Annotated in this window: 18 protein-coding genes; 10 read left to right on the top strand and 8 right to left on the bottom strand. The window is 64.7% G+C overall.

Going from position 1 to position 18,446, the window contains the following annotated elements:
* Positions 1 to 57 precede the first annotated feature (57 nt).
* Positions 58 to 438 carry a hypothetical protein gene (locus R5N89_RS11265; RefSeq protein ID WP_244192031.1) on the top strand — a complete coding sequence of 127 codons (381 nt, stop codon included), beginning with the start codon at positions 58 to 60 and terminating at the stop codon, positions 436 to 438.
* An 85-nt stretch (positions 439 to 523) separates the two neighbouring features.
* Here the strand turns inward: R5N89_RS11265 and R5N89_RS11260 are convergent, their stop codons facing one another.
* A complete protein-coding gene (locus tag R5N89_RS11260; RefSeq protein ID WP_110566954.1) occupies positions 524 to 1,849 on the bottom strand; it encodes a glycerate kinase in 1,326 nt (441 codons plus the stop codon).
* A 305-nt stretch (positions 1,850 to 2,154) separates the two neighbouring features.
* Between R5N89_RS11260 and coaA the strand changes: the two genes are divergently transcribed.
* The gene (gene coaA, locus R5N89_RS11255) at positions 2,155 to 3,120 is read left to right on the top strand and encodes a type I pantothenate kinase (RefSeq protein ID WP_244192030.1); all 966 of its coding nucleotides are present in this window, start codon (positions 2,155 to 2,157) and stop codon (positions 3,118 to 3,120) included.
* A gap of 37 nt (positions 3,121 to 3,157) precedes the next feature.
* Here coaA and R5N89_RS11250 read toward each other — a convergent pair whose 3' ends face one another.
* The 3 genes from R5N89_RS11250 to R5N89_RS11240 all read right to left on the bottom strand — a co-directional run bounded on the left by R5N89_RS11250 (position 3,158) and on the right by R5N89_RS11240 (position 5,883).
* Positions 3,158 to 3,628: a hypothetical protein gene (locus R5N89_RS11250; protein WP_110566842.1), complete on the bottom strand. Its 471-nt coding sequence runs from the start codon at positions 3,626 to 3,628 to the stop codon at positions 3,158 to 3,160.
* Positions 3,629 to 3,742: 114 nt separating this feature from the next.
* The gene (aldA, locus tag R5N89_RS11245; protein WP_110566952.1) at positions 3,743 to 5,191 is read right to left on the bottom strand and encodes an aldehyde dehydrogenase; all 1,449 of its coding nucleotides are present in this window, start codon (positions 5,189 to 5,191) and stop codon (positions 3,743 to 3,745) included.
* Positions 5,192 to 5,316: 125 nt separating this feature from the next.
* Positions 5,317 to 5,883 (bottom strand): bacterioferritin, encoded by a 567-nt coding sequence (locus R5N89_RS11240; RefSeq protein ID WP_110566840.1) that lies wholly within the window; start codon positions 5,881 to 5,883, stop codon positions 5,317 to 5,319.
* A 248-nt stretch (positions 5,884 to 6,131) separates the two neighbouring features.
* Between R5N89_RS11240 and R5N89_RS11235 the strand changes: the two genes are divergently transcribed.
* Complete coding sequence (locus R5N89_RS11235) at positions 6,132 to 6,806, top strand: GntR family transcriptional regulator (RefSeq protein WP_110566838.1); 675 nt, start codon at positions 6,132 to 6,134, stop codon at positions 6,804 to 6,806.
* 24 nt (positions 6,807 to 6,830) lie between these two features.
* Here R5N89_RS11235 and minE read toward each other — a convergent pair whose 3' ends face one another.
* The 3 genes from minE to minC all read right to left on the bottom strand — a co-directional run bounded on the left by minE (position 6,831) and on the right by minC (position 8,769).
* Positions 6,831 to 7,109, bottom strand: a complete 279-nt coding sequence (gene minE / locus R5N89_RS11230; RefSeq protein WP_110566836.1) for a cell division topological specificity factor MinE — start codon at positions 7,107 to 7,109, stop codon at positions 6,831 to 6,833.
* On the bottom strand, positions 7,109 to 7,921 hold the full coding sequence (minD, locus tag R5N89_RS11225; RefSeq protein WP_110566834.1) for a septum site-determining protein MinD: 813 nt from the start codon (positions 7,919 to 7,921) through the stop codon (positions 7,109 to 7,111). The genes minE and minD overlap by 1 nt, the downstream gene beginning before the upstream one ends.
* Positions 7,922 to 8,034: 113 nt before the next feature.
* Positions 8,035 to 8,769 (bottom strand): septum site-determining protein MinC, encoded by a 735-nt coding sequence (gene minC / locus R5N89_RS11220; protein ID WP_110566832.1) that lies wholly within the window; start codon positions 8,767 to 8,769, stop codon positions 8,035 to 8,037.
* A gap of 178 nt (positions 8,770 to 8,947) precedes the next feature.
* Here minC and R5N89_RS11215 point away from each other — a divergent pair, with 178 nt between their 5' ends.
* From R5N89_RS11215 to R5N89_RS11205, 3 genes are read left to right on the top strand one after another with little or no spacing between them, the layout of a single operon-like run.
* Entirely contained in the window at positions 8,948 to 9,616 is a 669-nt protein-coding gene (locus R5N89_RS11215) for a glutathione S-transferase family protein (protein ID WP_110566830.1), read from the top strand.
* Positions 9,617 to 9,619: 3 nt separating this feature from the next.
* Entirely contained in the window at positions 9,620 to 10,852 is a 1,233-nt protein-coding gene (locus R5N89_RS11210; RefSeq protein WP_110566828.1) for an aminoacetone oxidase family FAD-binding enzyme, read from the top strand.
* Positions 10,853 to 12,229: an MBOAT family protein gene (locus R5N89_RS11205; protein WP_110566826.1), complete on the top strand. Its 1,377-nt coding sequence runs from the start codon at positions 10,853 to 10,855 to the stop codon at positions 12,227 to 12,229. It abuts the gene before it with no gap.
* Between the two features lie 89 nt (positions 12,230 to 12,318).
* On the opposite strand, the gene R5N89_RS11200 is transcribed toward R5N89_RS11205, so the two are convergent.
* Complete coding sequence (locus R5N89_RS11200) at positions 12,319 to 12,543, bottom strand: hypothetical protein (RefSeq protein ID WP_146220175.1); 225 nt, start codon at positions 12,541 to 12,543, stop codon at positions 12,319 to 12,321.
* Positions 12,544 to 12,753: 210 nt separating this feature from the next.
* Between R5N89_RS11200 and R5N89_RS11195 the strand changes: the two genes are divergently transcribed.
* Genes R5N89_RS11195 through R5N89_RS11180 form a run of 4 tightly spaced genes read left to right on the top strand, consistent with a single transcriptional unit; the run spans position 12,754 to position 18,392 of the window.
* Positions 12,754 to 14,142 carry a replication-associated recombination protein A gene (locus R5N89_RS11195; protein ID WP_110566822.1) on the top strand — a complete coding sequence of 463 codons (1,389 nt, stop codon included), beginning with the start codon at positions 12,754 to 12,756 and terminating at the stop codon, positions 14,140 to 14,142.
* Positions 14,139 to 15,116: an RluA family pseudouridine synthase gene (locus R5N89_RS11190; RefSeq protein ID WP_110566820.1), complete on the top strand. Its 978-nt coding sequence runs from the start codon at positions 14,139 to 14,141 to the stop codon at positions 15,114 to 15,116. Before R5N89_RS11195 ends, R5N89_RS11190 begins: the two co-directional genes overlap by 4 nt.
* 31 nt (positions 15,117 to 15,147) lie before the next feature.
* Positions 15,148 to 17,634 (top strand): AsmA family protein, encoded by a 2,487-nt coding sequence (locus tag R5N89_RS11185; RefSeq protein ID WP_110566818.1) that lies wholly within the window; start codon positions 15,148 to 15,150, stop codon positions 17,632 to 17,634.
* Positions 17,631 to 18,392: an ATP12 family chaperone protein gene (locus R5N89_RS11180; RefSeq protein ID WP_110566816.1), complete on the top strand. Its 762-nt coding sequence runs from the start codon at positions 17,631 to 17,633 to the stop codon at positions 18,390 to 18,392. The genes R5N89_RS11185 and R5N89_RS11180 overlap by 4 nt, the downstream gene beginning before the upstream one ends.
* The last annotated feature ends 54 nt before the right edge of the window (positions 18,393 to 18,446 follow it).

Genomic DNA, 18,446 nt, shown 5'->3' with positions numbered 1-18,446 from the left:
CGTGGCCCGTGCCATGGCGGGAGCAGGGCCTGAAAAGCGGGGGTAAGGGCAGTGGGAATGAAACCACGTCTTGCAATGATCGGATTGCTGGCCTGCCTTGCTGCCTGTAGCAGCGGGCACGACGGCGATAATGATCCCGATGATGTGGATGAAATGCCCCCTCCGCTCGGCCGCAGCGCGTGGGAGGGGCATCATGCCACGCATGCAAGCAATGCCCTGCGCCCGCTCTCGCGCCATCTGCCCAGGCCGCCCAACCCCGGTGAGGACGGGGCCACCGAGGATTTTCATCCCCCCCCTGACGCCGAGGCGATGCGGATGATCTCATCGGGTTATGACCCCAATCAGGCTGGCGATGATGATCAGCCTGAAAGTGATGACGGCAAGCATTTTGTCGTGCCTGACACGCAGCTCAGCTTCGGCAAGCCGGGCGGCAAATAGCCGTTTTCAAAAAGCCTCAGAGAATGCCGCCTTGTTTGAAAAAAGGCTGCGTCCGGAAACGGCTATTTGTTTTTCAGATACGCTCTTACAGCACCAGTACCGCGCGGATGTCGTTCACATTGGTCAGCGTGGGGCCGGTCATGACCAGATCGCCCGTCTGCCCGAACGCCGTGTAACTGTCATGCGCGCGCAGGGCGGCGCGCGGGTTGCAGCCTGCGGCTTCGGCGCGGGCCAGCGTATCGGGGGTGATGATGGCGCCTGCCGCGTCCTCGGTGCCATCAATGCCATCGCTATCTGCCGCAATGGCCCAGATGCCCTGCTGCCCCTGCAGCGCGCAGGCCATGGAGAGCAGGAATTCGGTATTGCGCCCGCCCCGCCCTGGCGGGGGGCCGGCCGGGTCGATGCTCACCGTCGTCTCGCCGCCTGAAAGCAGCACGGCAGGCCCCGCCACGGGCAGGTCGTGCAGGCGGGCCGACAGGGCGATCCCGGCCATGAGCGTGCCGGCGTCGCGGCTTTCGCCCTCCAGCGCATCTCCCAAAATGAGCGGTGTCAGCCCGCATGCGCGTGCGGCGCTGGCTGCGGCCTGTAGCGCCATCAGCGGCGTTGCGATCAGCACGACCTGATTGGCGGGTGAAAGCGCCATCGGCCCGGCATCGTGTTCCAGCACCTTTCGCGCTGCCTCGGGCAGGGCAATTCCATAATGGGCAATGATGGCGCGGGCATCGGCAGGGGTGGTGGGGTCCGCCACCGTGGGGCCGCTGGCAATGGTCAGCGGATCATCGCCCGGCACGTCGCTTATGGCCAGCGTCACGACCCGCGCGGGACTGGCGGCGACAGCCAGCCCGCCGCCCTTGATGGCCGAGAGGTGGCGGCGCACCACGTTCATGTCGCGTATGCTGGCCCCGCTATGCAGCAGGGCGCGGTTGATGGTGCGCAGGTCATCGAGCGTCACGCCCGGCTTGGGCAGTTCCAGCAGCGCTGATCCACCGCCGGAAATCAGGGCAATGACCAGATCATCAGGCCCCAGGTCGGCGACTTCCACCATCATGGCATGGCCTGCGGCCACGCTGCGGGCGTCGGGCACGGGATGGGCGGCCTCCAGCACGCGGATGCGGCGCGTGGGGGCGGCGTGCCCGTCGCGCGTGACCACGCAGCCGCTCATCTCCACATCCGGCCAGGCGCGTTCGAGGGCGGCTGCCATGGTCGCCGCCGCCTTGCCCGCGCCCACCACCACGCATCGGCCCTTGGGCCTTTGGGGCAGGTAGCGTTGCAGCACCTGCTCGGGCAGGGCGCTGTGGATGGCGGCATCAAGAATGCGGCGCAGGGTGGCGCGGGCGTGCCCGTCCGTCCAGTCCGCGGGCGTGCTCTGCCGGGCCGTGGCGGAAAACGGGTGGATGGTCGGGTCGTTCATGACATTATCCCTGTCATTGGCGTGGTGCGGCATAGGGGCCGCCATGAGGGGCAAACGGCCAGCCTGCAGGCCCGATGCCCGGCAGGGGCGCCGTGGGGTCCATACCATCCATGCAGCATGGCGCAGTGTGTCACAATTGTCACGTCTGTGTCAGGATGGGCGGAATGCGGCGGGTTGTGGCGGGCGTACACGCTAATTTGGGCGGTCCATATCTGGATTGGCGCAGGCGATGGTGATACGCGGCAGATGGCCTGCACCCATGGGCGGGCTGCCACAGCAGAAAGGACAAGGGCATGGAGGACTGCATGCTGGACGCGCGTCCCGTCATCTCCACGCATCCGGCCCCCGGCCCGGTGCAGCCTTACCTGATCTTTCCCCGCCCCGAATGGGCAGCACTCCGCGCCAATGTGCCGCAATCGCTGGGCGAGGCCGATATCGCCACGCTGCGCGGGCATAACGAGCCGGTCTCGCTTGAGGACATAACCGAGATCTACCTGCCGCTGTCGCGCCTGCTCAACCTGCATGTCATGGCCACCCGCAGCCTGAACAGCATGGTCAAGAGCGCGTTCATGGGCAGGCCGGGTGTGACCATGCCGTTCGTGATCGGCATTGCGGGCAGCGTGGGGGTGGGCAAGAGCACGTTTGCCCGCCTGCTGCAGGCCGTGCTGTCGCGCTGGCCTGACCACCCGAACGTGGCGCTGGTCACGACCGATGGCTTCCTGCTGCCCACGCGCGCGCTGGAAAAGCGCAACCTCATGCACCGCAAGGGCTTCCCCGAAAGTTATGACCTGCGGCAGATGATCAGCTTTCTCTCGGCACTCAAGGCGGGCGGGCGCAACCTCAAGGTGCCGGTTTACTCGCATGAGGCCTATGACATCATCCCCGGCCGCCATCAGGTGATCGACCAGCCCGATATCCTGATCTTCGAGGGGCTGAACGTGCTCCAGACCGTGTCCGAGCAGCCGTTCATGGCGTCTGACTTCTTTGATTTCTCGATCTATCTCGATGCTGATACGCGGGTGATCGAGGACTGGTACGTCAAACGCTTCCTGCTGTTGCAGAAAACCGCCTTCCGCAAGCCCACGTCCTATTTCCACCATTACGCCGACCTGCCGGAAGGCGAGGCCGAGCAGCTTGCGCGCGACATCTGGCGGCGGATCAACCTGCCCAACCTGCAGCAGAACATCCTGCCCACGCGCGAGCGCGCCCGCGTGGTCATGCACAAAAGCCCCAGCCATGCGATCGATACGGTGTGGATGCGCCAGATTTAAGGATCGGTTTTTAAAAGAGTAGCGTTTTTGCGGTGCATCAGGCTTGGTCTTCGGTGTCCCATATCGGTACGGATACGTTCTTTCCGGCCTGTAATTCCTTTAACCGTTTCACGACGCTGTCGGGCACCCGTGCCGCATCGCGGTCCTGGTCGGGGCGGCCGGTGGGGGAGCGGTAGTAGCTTTCATCCGGCAGGTACTCATCGGTTCCGAACGGATCGCCGGGCGCATAGACCGGGAAATGGTCATTTTCATATTTTTCAATCAGGTCGGGCAGCACGCGGAGTTCATGGCCGCGATGGCGCATCATGAAATGCTCCAGGTACCGCCATGTCATGATGGTTACGGGGGAGATGTTGTCTCCATCATCATGCTGGTGGCCATCCGTCGTGAACGCAAAACCATAGAGCGGGTCCGGTGCCGCAAGGCGGTCATCGGTGAAGGCAACGGCCTTGCCAAGGTTGACCACCTCGCCGCACTCCATGCACACCATATAGTAGTATCTGCCCATGTGCCCCTCTCCATAACAGACCCGTCCGGGTCATTATAGTTTGGTTACGGCGCATGAAAAAGGCGGCCCGGAGTGCTCCGGGCCGCCATGGCGCGTGGGGGCTGCCTGTGCTGCTTATGCGTTGAGGTAGATGGTCTTGGTATCGACATAGGCTTCAAGCCCGTACTGGCCGTCCTCGCCACCGATGCCGCTATCGCCATAACCGTGGTGGAAGCCCTGCGCGGCTTCCCCGCCCTCGCGGTTGACGTAAATCTCGCCAAAGTTGAGTTCGTTGGTCATGCGCATGATGTTTTTCAGGTTCTGCGTGAACATGTAGGCCGACAGGCCATAGCGCGAGTTGTTGGCCTGGGCGATGGCATCATCGAAGTCCTTCACGCGGATCAGTGACAGCACGGGGCCGAACACTTCATTCTGCGCAATATCCATATCCGCCGTGACACCGGTCAGCAGGGTGGGGGCGTAGAAGTTGCCCTTGTCATATGCGCCGCCGGTCAGGCGCTTGCCGCCGAGTTCGACCTTGGCACCCTGCCCGATGGCTTTCTGCACGATCGCATCCACCTTCTCAAGTTCGGCGGCGCTGATCTTGGGGCCCATGTCGGTGGCTTCATCGAGCGGGTTGCCGGTTTTCAGCGCGGCGACCTTCTCACGCAGGCGTTTGAGGAATTCGTCATACACGGCGGTGTGTACATAGGTGCGCTCGTTGGCCGTGCAGACCTGCCCGCAATTCATGAAGCGCGCGGCCACGGCGGCGTCTACCGCCTTTTCAATATCGGCATCCTCCATCACGATGAACGGGGCCTTGCCGCCGAGTTCAAGCCGCACTTCCTTCAGCCCTTCAGAGGCCGCGGCCATGATCTTGCGGCCTGCGGGCGTGCTGCCGGTCATGGTGATGAGCTTGGTGAGGGGGTTGGTCACCAGTGCATTGCCCACCGTGGCGCCGCCGCCGGTCACGACATTGAACACGCCTTTGGGGAAGCCCGCCTCGACCGAGAGTTCGGCCAGCGCGAAGGTGGCGAGCGGTGTCAGTTCATGCGGCTTGATGACGAATGTGTTGCCTGCGGCAAGGGCCGGGCCGAGCTTGCGCGCGGTGAGTGCGAGCGGAAAATTCCATGCCGAGATGCCCGCCACCACGCCGTGGGGAATCTTCTCGATCAGGATCTTCTCGCCGGGGCGGCTGCCGGGAATGATGTTGCCTTCAAGGCGGCGCACGTTCTCGGCTGCGAAGCGGATGAGCTGGATGGCGAAGTTGACCTCGATGCGGGCTTCCTTGAGCGGCTTGCCGTTTTCGGAGGTAATGATGCGGGCCAGCTTTTCGCTGTCGCGTCTGATCAGCTCGATCAGCCGGTACAGATAGTCAGCCCGGTCGGTCGCCACCAGCCGGCTCCATGCGGGGAAAGCCTTCTGCGCGGTCTGCAGCGCACGGTTGACATCGTCCTCGCTGGCCACGGCCACCTTGGCCAGCACCTCGCCCGTGGCGGGGTTGTGGATGGTGTCACGCTCGGGCGTGCCGGGCGCGCTCCATTCACCACCAATGAACAGGTCGTAGGTTTTCGGTTGGGACATGATCTGGTTCATGATCCGGTTTCTCCATGTTCGGGTCAGGGGAGTATAACACGCGCGGCAGGACTACCCGCCCCGCGGATGCGGGGCAGGATAGATGCGCACAGGGCAACAGGCAGGAAACGCGGTCAGGATTTCAGGAACGGACGCCCCTCGTGCGCCACCAGCAGGTCGTGCATGTCGGTTGCGTGTTCTTCTTCTTCTGCCAGGATCTTCTCGAGCATGATGCGCGTTGTGGGGTCGTGATCGGCAAAATAGCGGATCAGTTCACGGTAATGCTCGATCACCAGCCGTTCGGCCACAAGGTTCTGGCGCACCATTTCAACCAGGTTGCCGCCATTGCCGTATTCGCTGGCGGAGCGGGTGGCCAGCCCCTCGGGCGAGAGGTCGGGCACGCCGCCAAGCTGATCGATGCGCTCGGCCGCCCACATCATATGGGCGCGTTCTTCCTTGGCGTGGGTGGCGAACTCGGCGGCCACGCTCTCGCTGGTAATGCCCTCGACAGAGATGGAATGCATCGTATAACGCAGCACGCAGACAAGCTCGGTCGCCACCACGGTCTGCAGCAGGTCGATGGCGGTCTGCACGTTGCCCTGATAGGCGGGGGTGAGCGCGCCTTTCTCGATCGCTTTCTTCGCGCGTTCGCGCAGGGTCTTTACGTCGGTCAGGAACGTATTTTCAGCAACATCGGCCATGATGGTTTCCCTGTATGGATTGGCCTGCTCAAGCCACAGGCCTGTTGAAGGGTGGTTGCTGGCGTAACGGGCCGAAAGAGCGCGTGGTTCCCCCCAAAATGGGCCGCCGTTCATGAAAAAACGCCCATAAACCCAAGAAAATGGGGGTTAAGGCAGGTTTTTCGCATGCACAGGCGTTGCCATTCACGTGCAGATCATTATTGATCTGAATTAATAAGACCTATTTGCATTAAGGATCACTCAAGCGCATGGTAGCATTCACCGCAGGCCAGCCCGAAAAGCTTCCCCGCCGCGCCTTGAGCGAGGAAGCCTATGATCATGTGCGCCGTGGGCTGATCCGTAGCCGGTATCGCTCTGGCGAACGGCTGGTCCTGCGCCCGCTTGCCGCTGAACTCGGGCTGAGCCCCACGCCCGTGCGTGAGGCGCTGCTGCGGCTTGTGTCCGAACATGCGCTGGAACTCAATGACCGCAACACCGCCATCGTGCCTGCCATGACCCAGCGCAGCTTTGCCGAGATCCATGACCTGCGGATGGACCTTGAGATGCGCCTTGCCGCCGCCGCCGCCCGGCGTGCCTCAACCCACGGCATCGAAGCGCTGGTCATTTTGCAGCACCAGTTCATGGATGCCTCCCGCGCGCGTGATGACGGGGGCATGGCCGCTTTCAATGCCGATTTTCACACGACCGTCGCCGCCCTGGCCGAACTGCCGCTGACGGCAAACATCCTGCGCAACCTGTGGATGCGGATCGGGCCGATCTATGCCCTGTCGCGCCCGATGATCCAGGCCGAGCACGAAGGGCGCACCCACCCGCATGAAGACCTGATCACGGCGCTGCGCCAGCGCGATGTCGCGGCGGCCCAGGCGGCGGTCACGCGTGACTTCGAGCACGCGCGGCGCTGGATCGAACCCCGCCTGTCGTAACCGGCGGGGCTGCCCCGGGCCGCCTTAAGGCTGGCCCGAGGGGCGCATCTGCTGCGGCACTTCGATGTCGATTTCCAGCATCGAGACGGAATTGCCCCGGTCCAGCTTGACCTGCACCTTGTCCTGGTCAACGGCGATATGCCGCTTGATCACTTCCAGAATTTCGGCCTGCAGCTTGTTCAGCAGGTCGGATTCATTGCCATTGCCCGTGCGCTCGTGGGCCAGCAGGATCTGCAGCCGGTCGCGCGCGACGGGGGCCGAGGTCTTGTTGTTACGGCCAAAAAAGGAGCCAAACAAGCTCATCAGCTTTTCCCCTTGAACAGACGTGCGAGCAGGCCCTTGCGTTCAACCGGCACGGTCACTTCCAGCTTCTCGCCTTCCAGCCTGCGGGCGGCTTCGGCATAGGCGCGGGCGGGCGGGCTGTCCGGGCTGCTCAGGGTAACCGGCGCGCCAAGGTTGGAGGCGCGCAGCACTTCCTCGCTTTCGGGGATGATGCCGAGCAGCGGGATGGACAGGATCTCGAGCACATCCTCGATGCGCAGCATCTCGCCCCGGGCGGCGCGGGCGGGATCATAGCGGGTGAGCAGCAGGTGCTTCTCGATCTTGCCGCCGTCCTGGGCCTTCTTGGTGGTGCTGTCGAGCATGCCGATGATGCGGTCGCTGTCGCGCACCGACGAGACTTCGGGGTTGGTCACCACGATGGCGTGGTCGGCATGGTGCATGGCCAGTTGCGCGCCGCGCTCGATCCCGGCGGGGCTGTCGCAGATCACCCAGTCGAACTTTTCACGCAGCTGCGCCATCACGCTGGCCACGCCCTCGGCGGTCAGCGCATCCTTGTCGCGTGTCTGCGAGGCGGGGAGGATGGACAGCGTCTCGATCCGCTTGTCGCGGATCAGCGCCTGCGAAAGCTTGGCATCGCCCTGGATGACGTTGATCAGGTCGAACACAACGCGCCGCTCGGCCCCCATGACCAGGTCGAGGTTACGCAGCCCGACATCGAAATCGACCACCACCACATTCTGGCCTGTCTGTGCCAGCGCCGCGCCGAGTGCCGCCGTGGACGTTGTCTTGCCGACGCCGCCCTTGCCGGATGTGACCACCAGCACTTTTGCCATGGGGGTAGTTCCTTGTGCGCTTTTGGGGGGTGTTTTCTTGTTCATGACCTGATGGATACGGTTGTAATATGAATGGGCGCGCGTGAAGCGCAACGGGGGGCTTGGGCGTCAGTTCAGGGTTTGCGGCCCCTGAGGGTGGGCGGAACAAGCGGCTGGACCACAAGTGTGTCATTATTGAGAATGATCTGCGCCGGTTTTTCAACATAGCGCGGGTCGATTTCCTCGGCGGTGATGTAATAACCGTCGATCGCCAGCAGTTCGGCCTGCATGGAATGGGCGAAGATTCGGGCGTCGGGCTGGCCGTTCATGCCTGCTATGGCGCGGCCGCGCAGCGGGCCATAGACATGGATCGAGCCCCCTGCCGTCACCTCTGCCCCCGAACCGACCGAGCCGAGGATGATGATGTCCCCATCAGGGTTCATGATTACCTGGCCAGAGCGGATCGGCTGCTCGATGATGAGCGAACCCCCGCGCGGCGGCTCGGGGGGGGCAGGTGTCGTATCATCGGGGATCTCCACGGCGCCCGAGGCGCGGCCGCCCTGAAAGCCCGCGGGCCAGTCCCACCCGGCGCAGGCGGGCCAGGAGGTGTCGCCGCCTTCGATTCCAATGATGCGGATGCCGCGCGCGCGCAGCGCGGGATAAAGCCCGGCCAGCCCCTCGGTTCCCGCCTCGAGCAGGGAGAGGTCGAGAATGACCGGCTTGCCCGCGAAAAAGGCGCTTGAGCGCGCGATCTGGGCATCAAGGCCTGCCAGCCAGTCGGCCAGCAGGGGTTCGGGGGAGAGGACCAGGGCCAGAAAGGATCGGCCACGGGCGCGGATCTTGGGTGTGGGGCGCAGTTCGTCTGGCAACGTGTTCCTGTCCTGCTCTGGGTCAATGGGCCTGTCTGTTTCAGCTACCGCGCCGTAGCCTGACTGTCGAGGGAATCCTGTCTTTTCATGGATATGCATTACCTGTTTTGCAGGGATGTGTGGCATGGGCCGTACTCGGGGCTTGGCGAAGGGCGTGGCAATGCAATAAAGCGGGAACATGCGCATCCTGTACCACCTTCCCCTTTCGCCCTATGCCCGCAAGGTTCGCCTCGTGATGGGCGAAAAGCGGCTGCCGTTTGAACTCAAGATCGAGCGTGTGTGGGAACAGCGCCCCGAGTATCTTGACCGCAACCCCGCGGGCACCGTGCCCATGCTGCAGGAAGACACCGGGCTGTGCATTCCGGATTCGTGGGTGATCTGCGAATACCTTGAGGAAGCCTACCCCGACACCCCGCTGCTTGGCCGCACGCTGGCCGAGCGGGTGGAGGTGCGCAGGCTGGTGGTGTGGTTTGACGAGAAATTCGGCCACGAGGTCTCGCGCAACCTGCTGACCGAGAAAGTGTACAAGCGCATCTCCGGCACCGGCAACCCCGATGGGGCGGCGCTGCGGGCGGGGTATGCCAACATCCGCACCCACCTCGCCTATATCGACTGGCTGGCGGAAACGCGGCGGTGGCTGGCGGGCAACCAGCTCTCGCTGGCAGATTTTGCGGCCGCCGCCCATCTGTCCTGCCTCGACTTTCTTGATGATGTGGACTGGTCGCGAGCGCCTGCCGCCAAGGACTGGTACGCCCGCGTCAAGAGCCGGCCATGCTTCCGCTCCGTGCTGCAGGACCGGATTTCAGGCTTTACGCCGCCCGCCCATTACGCGGACCTGGATTTCTAGCGCATGACAACGCAGGGGGGCGGTCACGACGCCATCGTGCTGGGCGCGGGGGCGGCGGGCCTCATGGCCGCTGCCACGGCGGGGCAGGGTGGCGCGCGCGTGGTGGTGCTCGACCACGCGCAGCACGCGGGGCGCAAGATCCTTATCTCGGGCGGCGGGCGGTGCAACTTCACCAACATGGATGCGGGGGCGGGGCAGTTCCTGTCCGCCAATCCGCACTTCGCCAAATCGGCGCTGGCGCGGTACACGCCCGCCGATTTTCTGGCCCTTGTGCAGCGCCACCGCATTCCGTGGCACGAGAAGGCGGCGGGCCAGCTCTTCTGTGACCGCTCGGCGCGTGACATCGTGGACATGCTCATGCGCGAATGCGCGGCAGGCCACGTGGAGATGCGCCTGTCGCACCGCATCATCGACGTGGCGCGTGATGCGGCAGGCCATTACCGCGTCGAGACCGACCATGGCGTGTTCCATGCGCCGAGCCTGATCGTGGCGACAGGCGGGCTGTCGATTCCCAAGCTTGGCGCCACGGGGCTGGCGCATGACCTCGCGCGCCGTTTCGGGCTGCGCGTGGTGGCGCCCGCGCCCGCCCTCGTGCCGCTGACCTTTGGCGCGCGCGACCGGGAGTGGATGGAGCTGCTGGCCGGGCTTTCGGTCAATGTGGGCATTACCTGCCATGAGGGGGCAGGGCGGCAGGCGCGTCATGCCACCTTCCGCGATGGCATGGTGTTCACCCATCGCGGACTGTCGGGGCCTGCCATCTTGCAGGCATCATCGTACTGGCAGCCGGGCGAGGCGCTCGAGATCGACCTGCTTCCGGGCATCAACGCAGCCGCGCGCCTGCTCGAGATCAAGCGCGACCGCCCGCGCGCGGGCGGGGTGGCCATGCTGTCCATGCTGCTGCCGCAGCGCCTGGCCCAGCTTTTTGCGCGCTCCTGCCTGCCCGAAGGTCAGCTTGCGGGCCTGCCTGATTCGGTGCTGGCCGATACGGCTGGCATGCTCGGGGCCTGGCGGCTCAACCCGCATGGTACGGAAGGCTACGTGAAGGCCGAGGTGACGCGCGGCGGCGTGGATACGGCCAGCCTCTCCTCGCGTGATATGGAAGCACGCGACGTACCGGGGCTGTTCATGGTGGGCGAGGCGGTGGACGTAACCGGCTGGCTGGGGGGCTACAACTTCCAGTGGGCCTGGGCCAGCGGGCACGCGGCAGGGCAGGCCGTGGCCGAACGTCGCGGCTGAATGCTGTTTGCGGGCCAGCCTTTCCTGCTCGTCTTCCTGCCGGTGGTGCTGGGGCTGTATTATGTCGTAGCCGCCAGCAGGGGCGCCCGGCAGGCCGTGCTCATCGCGGCCTCCCTTGTCTTTTACGGGTTGTGGGACTGGCGGTTCGTGCCCTTTCTGCTGGGCATGACCGGCTTCAGCCAGGGCGTTGCCGTATTGTGGGGGCGCACGCGGTGGCGGGGCTGGCTGTGGCTGGGCATTGCGGGCAATCTGGCGGTGCTGTTCGGCTTCAAATACGCATTCTGGCTGGCGGGCTGCGTGCTGGCCGCCATGGGGCGCGCGCCTGCGCCATGGCCGGTGATTTTGCCCTTGGGGCTGTCATTTTTCGTGTTCCAGAAAGTATCCTACCTCGTTGACCTCGGGCGTGGGCAGGCGCGGGTTTACCGGCTGGCGGATTTTGTGGAGTTCGTGACCTTCTTCCCGCAACTCGTGGCAGGCCCCATCGTGCGGCATAACGAACTGATTCCGCAGTTCGATGCCAGCCCGCGTGGGCCCGCCATGTGGGAAAACCTTGGCCGGGGCGGCCTGCTGCTGCTGCTGGGGCTGGGCAAGAAGGTCGGGCTGGCCGATACGCTGGGCGGCCTGTGCACGCCGGTGTTCGAGGCAGCCCATATGGGCCATGCCCCGGCGCTGGGGGCGGCGTGGCTGGCGGCTGTGAGCTTCATGCTCCAGATCTATTTCGATTTTTCCGGCTATTCGGACATGGCGATCGGCATGGCGCTGATGATGGGCATCCGCCTGCCGTTCAATTTCAATGCGCCTTACCGGGCCGTATCGGTGCGTGACTTCTGGCGGCGGTGGCACATGACGCTGTCACGCTTCCTGCGTGATTACGTCTATATTCCGCTGGGCGGCAACCGCTGTGCGCCCGCGCGGCAGGCGGCGAACGTCATGGCCACCATGGGGCTGGCCGGTCTGTGGCACGGTGCGGGGTGGAATTTCGTGGTCTGGGGCCTGCTGCATGGCGCAGCCCTCGCCACCGCTCACGGGTGGGACCGCACCGGGCGCACTTTGCCACGGGGCATGGGCTACGGGTTGACCATGACCTTCGTGTTGTTGACATGGGTAGTGTTCCGCGCTGCCGACCTGCCCACGGCAGGGCGCATGCTGGCGGGAATGCTGGGCGCGCATGGCGGCGGTGGCGTGGCGGTGGGCCACCCCGTGGTGCTGGGGCTTGCGCTGGTCATTGCGGTCATCGGTCCCGCCTCGCAGCAGATGGTGCTGGAGCGCATGCGGCCCACACCCTGGCTGGCGGTGGCGGCGGGGGTCGCTTTCGTGCTGCTGGTGTTTCTGGTGGGGGGCAGGCCGCCAGAAGCGTTCATCTATTTCCAGTTCTGAAAGCCTGTGCAGGCAATGCCGCCTTTCCTGAAAACAAGGCGGCACCCAAACACGTTTATTCGTTTTATTGTGTGGATATATCGAAATCCTCAGGCATCCCAATCGACATCAAAAAATGTCAATTCGTTTTTGAGTTCCTCCATATTCAGGAACCACAAATCATATCCAGTATTGGGCTCCGTTTTCATGTTCTTTATGTATATGTAATAACCGGTTGTATCTCCGGCCGTGTCATCATCGATTTCGATCTCCCATCCCTTGTATTCACCTGATCGGATAATGCCCTTTTTTATGATGTCCATTGCTTGATCCATGAAATTTTAAAACCCGGCCTGTAAACCTGCCAGAAACCGGAAGGAAGTTTTTGGTGAAGCTTTTTCCCGAAAACTTCAGAAATCCCTGTTTTTCAAGATAACATACGCCAGTATCATGTCGCCGGGACTGGTATTGGCCATGATGCTTCCCAATCTATGCAGATACAGCCCATAATGGGGCACGGTTGCACCACGTACAGGCAGGAGCATATGGCAGGCAGGCGAGACAGCATGGATGATGGCCCGGCGGATCTGTTTGGCAACGCGGCCCCGCAGCCCCCCGCGCGTGGCCCTGTCGCGTTTCCGCAGGCTCCCATCGCCCAGCCTGCCCGCAATCAGCCTCTTGCCGACCGCCTGCGCCCCACCACGCTTGATGAGGTGGTAGGTCAGGACCACCTGCTCGGCCCCGATGGCAGCCTGCGGCAGATGCTTGCGCGCGGCTCGCTCGCCAGCCTGATTTTGTGGGGCGGCCCGGGCGTGGGCAAGACCACCATCGCCCGCCTGCTTGCCGCCGCCGCCGGGTTGCGCTTCGTGCAGCTTTCGGCCGTGTTCTCGGGTGTTGCCGACCTCAAGCGCGCGTTTGAGGAGGCCCGGCGCACGGCGGCCTCGGGCGGGGGCACGCTTCTGTTCGTTGATGAAATTCACCGCTTCAACCGCGCCCAGCAGGATGGCTTCCTGCCGGTGGTGGAGGATGGCACGGTAGTGCTGGTGGGGGCCACGACCGAGAATCCGTCCTTCGCGCTCAATAGCGCCCTGCTTTCACGCTGCCAGGTGCTGGTGCTGCACCGGCTGGATGATGCTGCGATGGAGCAGTTGCTCGACCGCGCCGAGGCCACCACCGGCACGCCTCTGCCGCTTACGCCCGAAGCCCGCGCAACGTTGCGCGCCATGGCTGATGGCGACGGGCGCTACCTGCTCAACATGGTCGAGCAGCTTCTGGCCCTGCCGCCGCAGCGCGAACCGCTTGACCCCGCCGCCCTGTCGCGCCTGCTCGCCCGCCGCGCGGCGCTGTATGACAAGGACCGCGAGGAACATTACAACCTCATCTCGGCGCTGCATAAATCCCTGCGCGGCTCCGACCCTGATGCGGCGCTGTACTGGTTCGCCCGCATGCTCGAAGGTGGTGAGGACCCGCGCTACATCGCCCGCCGCCTCACCCGTTTCGCCGCCGAGGACGTGGGCATGGCCGACCCCCAGGCCCTGCCGTTGGCCGTTGCCGCGTGGGAAACCTTCGAGCGCCTCGGCTCGCCGGAGGGGGAACTGGCCCTTGCGCAGCTTGTGGTGCATCTGGCCACGGCACCCAAGTCGAACGCGGTATACAAGGGCTACAACATGGCCCGCCGGGCGGCACGCGCCACCGGCAGCCTCATGCCGCCAGCCCACATCCTCAACGCGCCCACCGCGCTGATGAAGGATATCGGCTATGGCAAGGGCTATGAATATGACCATGATACGGAGGGCGGCATATCGGGGCAGAACTACTTCCCCGATGGCATGCGCAGGCCAAAACTGTACCAGCCGACCGACCGCGGATATGAACGTGAAGTCGCGCGACGGCTGGACAGTTGGAACAGAGTGCGCGAAAGCCGTGGGTCATGAGTGTCGTTACCCTTACCGTCAGCGATGACGAAGCCGATATCCGCCTCGACCGCTGGTTCCGCAGGCATTACCCGCACCTGACGCAGGGCGCGTTGCAAAAGCTGTGCCGCACGGGGCAGGTGCGCGTGGATGGCAAGCGCGCCACCGCCGCAACCCGCCTTGCGCCGGGGCAGGCCGTGCGCGTGCCGCCCATCCCCAATGCCAACCGCCCGCCGCCGCTGGCGGTCAGGCCGCTTGATGAGCGGCAGGTGCGCGAGATCAACAAGATGGTGCTGTACCGCGATGACCATCTGATTGTGCTCAACAAGCCTGCGGGCATTGCCGTGCAGGGCGGCCCCGGCATCACCCACCATATCGACGCGCTGCTCGAGGGCCTGCGTGAAAATCCCGATGATCCGCGCCCCCGTCTTGTCCACCGCATCGACCGTGACACGTCGGGCCTGCTGCTCGTGGCCCGCACGCCGGGCGTTGCGGCCAAGCTGGCAGCCGCCTTCAGGGGGCGTGACGTGCGCAAGGTCTACTGGGCCGTGGTTGTGGGGCGTCCGTCGCCCGCCACCGGCATCATCGACCAGCCTTTGACCAAGCTGGGCGCGGGAGCAGGGGCCATCAGCGTAGTGGCCGAGCGCGGAGATGCGGATGCCGTGCATGCCCTGTCGGAATATGAAGTGCTGGATGCGGCGGCGCGCAAGATGTCGTGGCTGGCGCTCTCGCCGCTGACAGGCCGCACCCACCAGCTACGCGTGCATTGCGAGGCGCTGGGCAACCCCATACTGGGCGACCCGAAATACGGGGGTGACAAGGCGCATGTCACCGGTTTTGCCGACAGGCTGCACCTGCACGCCCGCAGGCTGGAACTGCCGCACCCCGCCGGGGGCACGCTGGTGGTCGAGGCCGAACTTTCGCCTCACATGCGCGAGACATTCAGGCAGATCGGGTTTGTCGCCCCGGCCGCCGCCCCGGCACGGCGCACATAATGCCGCCCGGCACCACAGGACAGGAAGTAAGATGGCACAGAACGGAAATGCAAAACGGATCCTGATCGGGGGGGCGGTCGCCCTGGTGGTGATAGCAGGCGGCGGGGGGCTGGTGCTCAAATCCATGCTCGACCCCGATGCCGTGCGCGCCAAGGCCATTGCCGCGCTTGAAAAACAGACCGGCCGGCAGGTACGCATGGGGGCGCTGGAGTTCAGCGTTTTCCCCACCCTTTCGCTTTCGGTGAAGGATGTGGGCCTGTCAGACATGGCAGGCGGGGCCTATACCGACATGGTCACGGCAGACAGGCTGCAGGCCAGCGTGGGCCTGATGGCGCTGCTGCACCACGAGATCCAGCTTGATGGCCTAAAGCTCGACCATCCGGTCATCCACCTCGAACGCACCAAACAGGGCATGGCCAACTGGCGCCTGACCCCCACCGGCGCGCAGGCCACCGCAAAGCCGGATGCCAAGACCCAGCAGGCGGCATCGGACTGGAAGGTGCAGATCGGCAGCATCCGCATCAGCAATGCCGATGTGGACTGGGATGATCGCCTGTCGGGCAGCAAGGGCAAGGTGGCGCTCGACCACATCAACCTGACCGATGTGGATGGCAGCAAGCCCGAGATCGACGTGGCGGGCCATAACGATACCGGCAGCTTTACGCTGGCGGGGCATACGGGTTCGATCAACCTCACCTCCACCGCGCGCGCCGGCTGGCCCGTCGCGCTCAAGGCGGCTTTCAAGGCAGGCGGCGAGCAGGTGGGGCAGCTTGCGCTTGATGGCACCGTGGCCGACCCCGACCACATGAAGGGCTATAACGTCACGGTTGATGGCAACATCGCCAGCCTCAGGGCGATCGACGCCTTCGTGCCGGGGCTGAACCTGCCCGACGTGCGCCGCCTCACGCTCAAGGCCAATGTGGTTGATGGCAGTGCCGCCGACAAGGAAGGCAGCACGCCGCTGCTCAATTCGCTGCACCTCGATACGGGGGCGGTTGATGCGGGGCAGTACCTGTCGGGCCTGACATTGCAGGGCCTGTCGATTGACGCGCCGGGGCCGAAGGATACGGTCACCATCAACAGCCAGGGCCAGTGGCAGGGCAAGGGGCTGAAGCTGACCGGCACGCTCGGCTCGCTCCAGCAGCTTGATGCCGCGGTGATGTCGCACCTGGCCGAGGCGCTGCCGCTTTCGCTCGACCTGTCGGGTGATCCGGGCTCGCTGCGGGTAGCGGGCACGCTGGGCGGTTCGCGCGCGGTGGTCAATGTCACGGCCTCGGCGGGGCAACTGCCGCTGCCCAATGGCGCGGTGCTCGATCATCTCGATGCTTCGACCCATCTGGTGAGCGAGGATAACGGCGCGCATTTCCAGCTGTCCGATCTGGTGGTCAAGAGCACGCAGCTTGCGCTCAAGGGCGGCCTTGACCTGTCCGTGCATGGTGGCGTGGGCGGGGTGCCGCTGGTCAGTGGCACGATTGATGCAAGCTGGCTCAATGCCGATGCCCTGATGGGCCCGCCCGCGCAGGCGGATGCGAAAAAGGTGACCGCCGCCCCCGCGCAGGCCAAGGCGAATGACGAGGCCCTGCCGTTTGATGAACTGCGCAAGCTGGACATGGACCTGCGCCTGACGGTGGCGCAGATGGAATTCGAGGGCGATACCTATCGTAATGCCCTGACCCACATCAACCTGCGCAACGGCGTGCTGAAGGTTGACCCCCTGCAGGCCGAAGGCACGGGCCGCCGCCTGTCCGGGCAGTTTGAGGTGGATGCAACGGCAGGCAAAACCCCCACCGTTTCGGGCACGATCGGCACGCTGGTGCTGCCCGCCGCCTGGCTGGAGAGCAAGGCCGGGCTTTCGAACATGGTGCAGGGCGCACTACAGGTCGTGGGTTCGGTCAGGACGCAGGGCAACACCCGCACCGAACTGCGTAACGGCATGAACGGGCATCTGGGCGTGTCGATGGTCAATGGCACGGTCAGCGGCAGTGCGCTGGGCGAACTGCTTGGTGATGCCGCGCGTGGCGCGCTGGGGTCCGGCCCGATCGCGCTGCGCTGCTTTGGCCTGCACATGGCCATGGCCAATGGCACGGCCAATGTCGATACCATCGGCGTGCAGACCAATGCGCTGACCGTAACCGGCAAGGGCACGGTGGGCATGGTCTCGCAGGCGCTTGACCTGCATCTGGTGCCGCAGCTCATGATCAGTGGCACCGGGGCTTCCGTGCCGCTGCGCGTAGGGGGCACGCTCAGCGCGCCGCGCCCCAAGATGGATGCGGGGTCTGACGGGCGCTACGCCATCGGCCTGCTGCTTGGCGGCTCGAACAGCAATGCCGTGACCGATCCGTGCCCGGCCACCCTCAAGGCCGCGCGTGAAGGCGCGACCGGCCCCGAGCCCACCACGGCAGCCCCCAAGGCTGAAGGGGGCGCCAATGGCGCGGCTGGCCTGCTGAACAACTCCAAGGCCTCGCCTGATGTGAAGAAGGTTGGCGGCCTGCTCAAGGGGCTGGGCATCCTGAAATGATGAAGGACGGCGTACGCCCCCCCACGCCCCAGACCGCAGGCAGGCGCCGGCGGTTCTGGGCCAAGGCCGCGATCAGCCCGGTTGCCGGTGGCGGCTTTACGGTGGAACTTGACGGGCGGGGCATCCGCCTGCCCGGCGGCACGGCGCTGTGCGTGCCCTCGCGCGCGCTCGCACAGGCCATTGCTGATGAATGGATGAAGGCGGGCGGGGAAAAGGGCGGCCATTTCACGCCCGATGACCTGCCCATGACGCGCATCGCGGGCACCATGATCGAGCGCGTGGCCCCTGATCCCACAGCACAGGTCGCGGCCCTGCTGCACTATGTGGATGGCGAACTGCTGTGTTACCGCGCCGATTATCCAGCCCCCCTGTGCCGTGAGCAGCAGGCGCTATGGGACCCGCAGCTTGCGTGGCTGCGTGCGCGTCATGACATCGACATGGCAGTGACGACGGGCATCATGCCGCTCGTGCAGTCACCTGCCGTGCATGACGCGTGGCGGGCGCTGCTGACGCAAATGGATGATGCCACCCTGGCCGCATTGGGGGTGATGGTGCCCGCGATGAAAAGCATCGTGCTGGGACTGGCAGTCGTGACCGGCGCGCTGCCTGCGGCAAAAGCTGCCGAGATTGCCAGCGTGGACGAGCGCAGCCAGATGGAAATATGGGGCAAGGACGCAAAACTGCTCGAGGCCCTGCGCCTGCAGGCAGTGGAAGTGGAGGATGCGACGCGCTTCCTCCAGCTTTGCCGGGCGGTCTGACCTCAACCTTGTAGATAAAAGTTTTCGGGTGCCGCCTTTCCCTCCCTGAAAAAA

Source organism: Komagataeibacter sucrofermentans DSM 15973, assembly GCF_040581405.1.
In the GTDB taxonomy this organism is placed as follows: domain Bacteria; phylum Pseudomonadota; class Alphaproteobacteria; order Acetobacterales; family Acetobacteraceae; genus Komagataeibacter; species Komagataeibacter sucrofermentans.
This window is presented reverse-complemented; position numbering and strand designations above follow the sequence as displayed.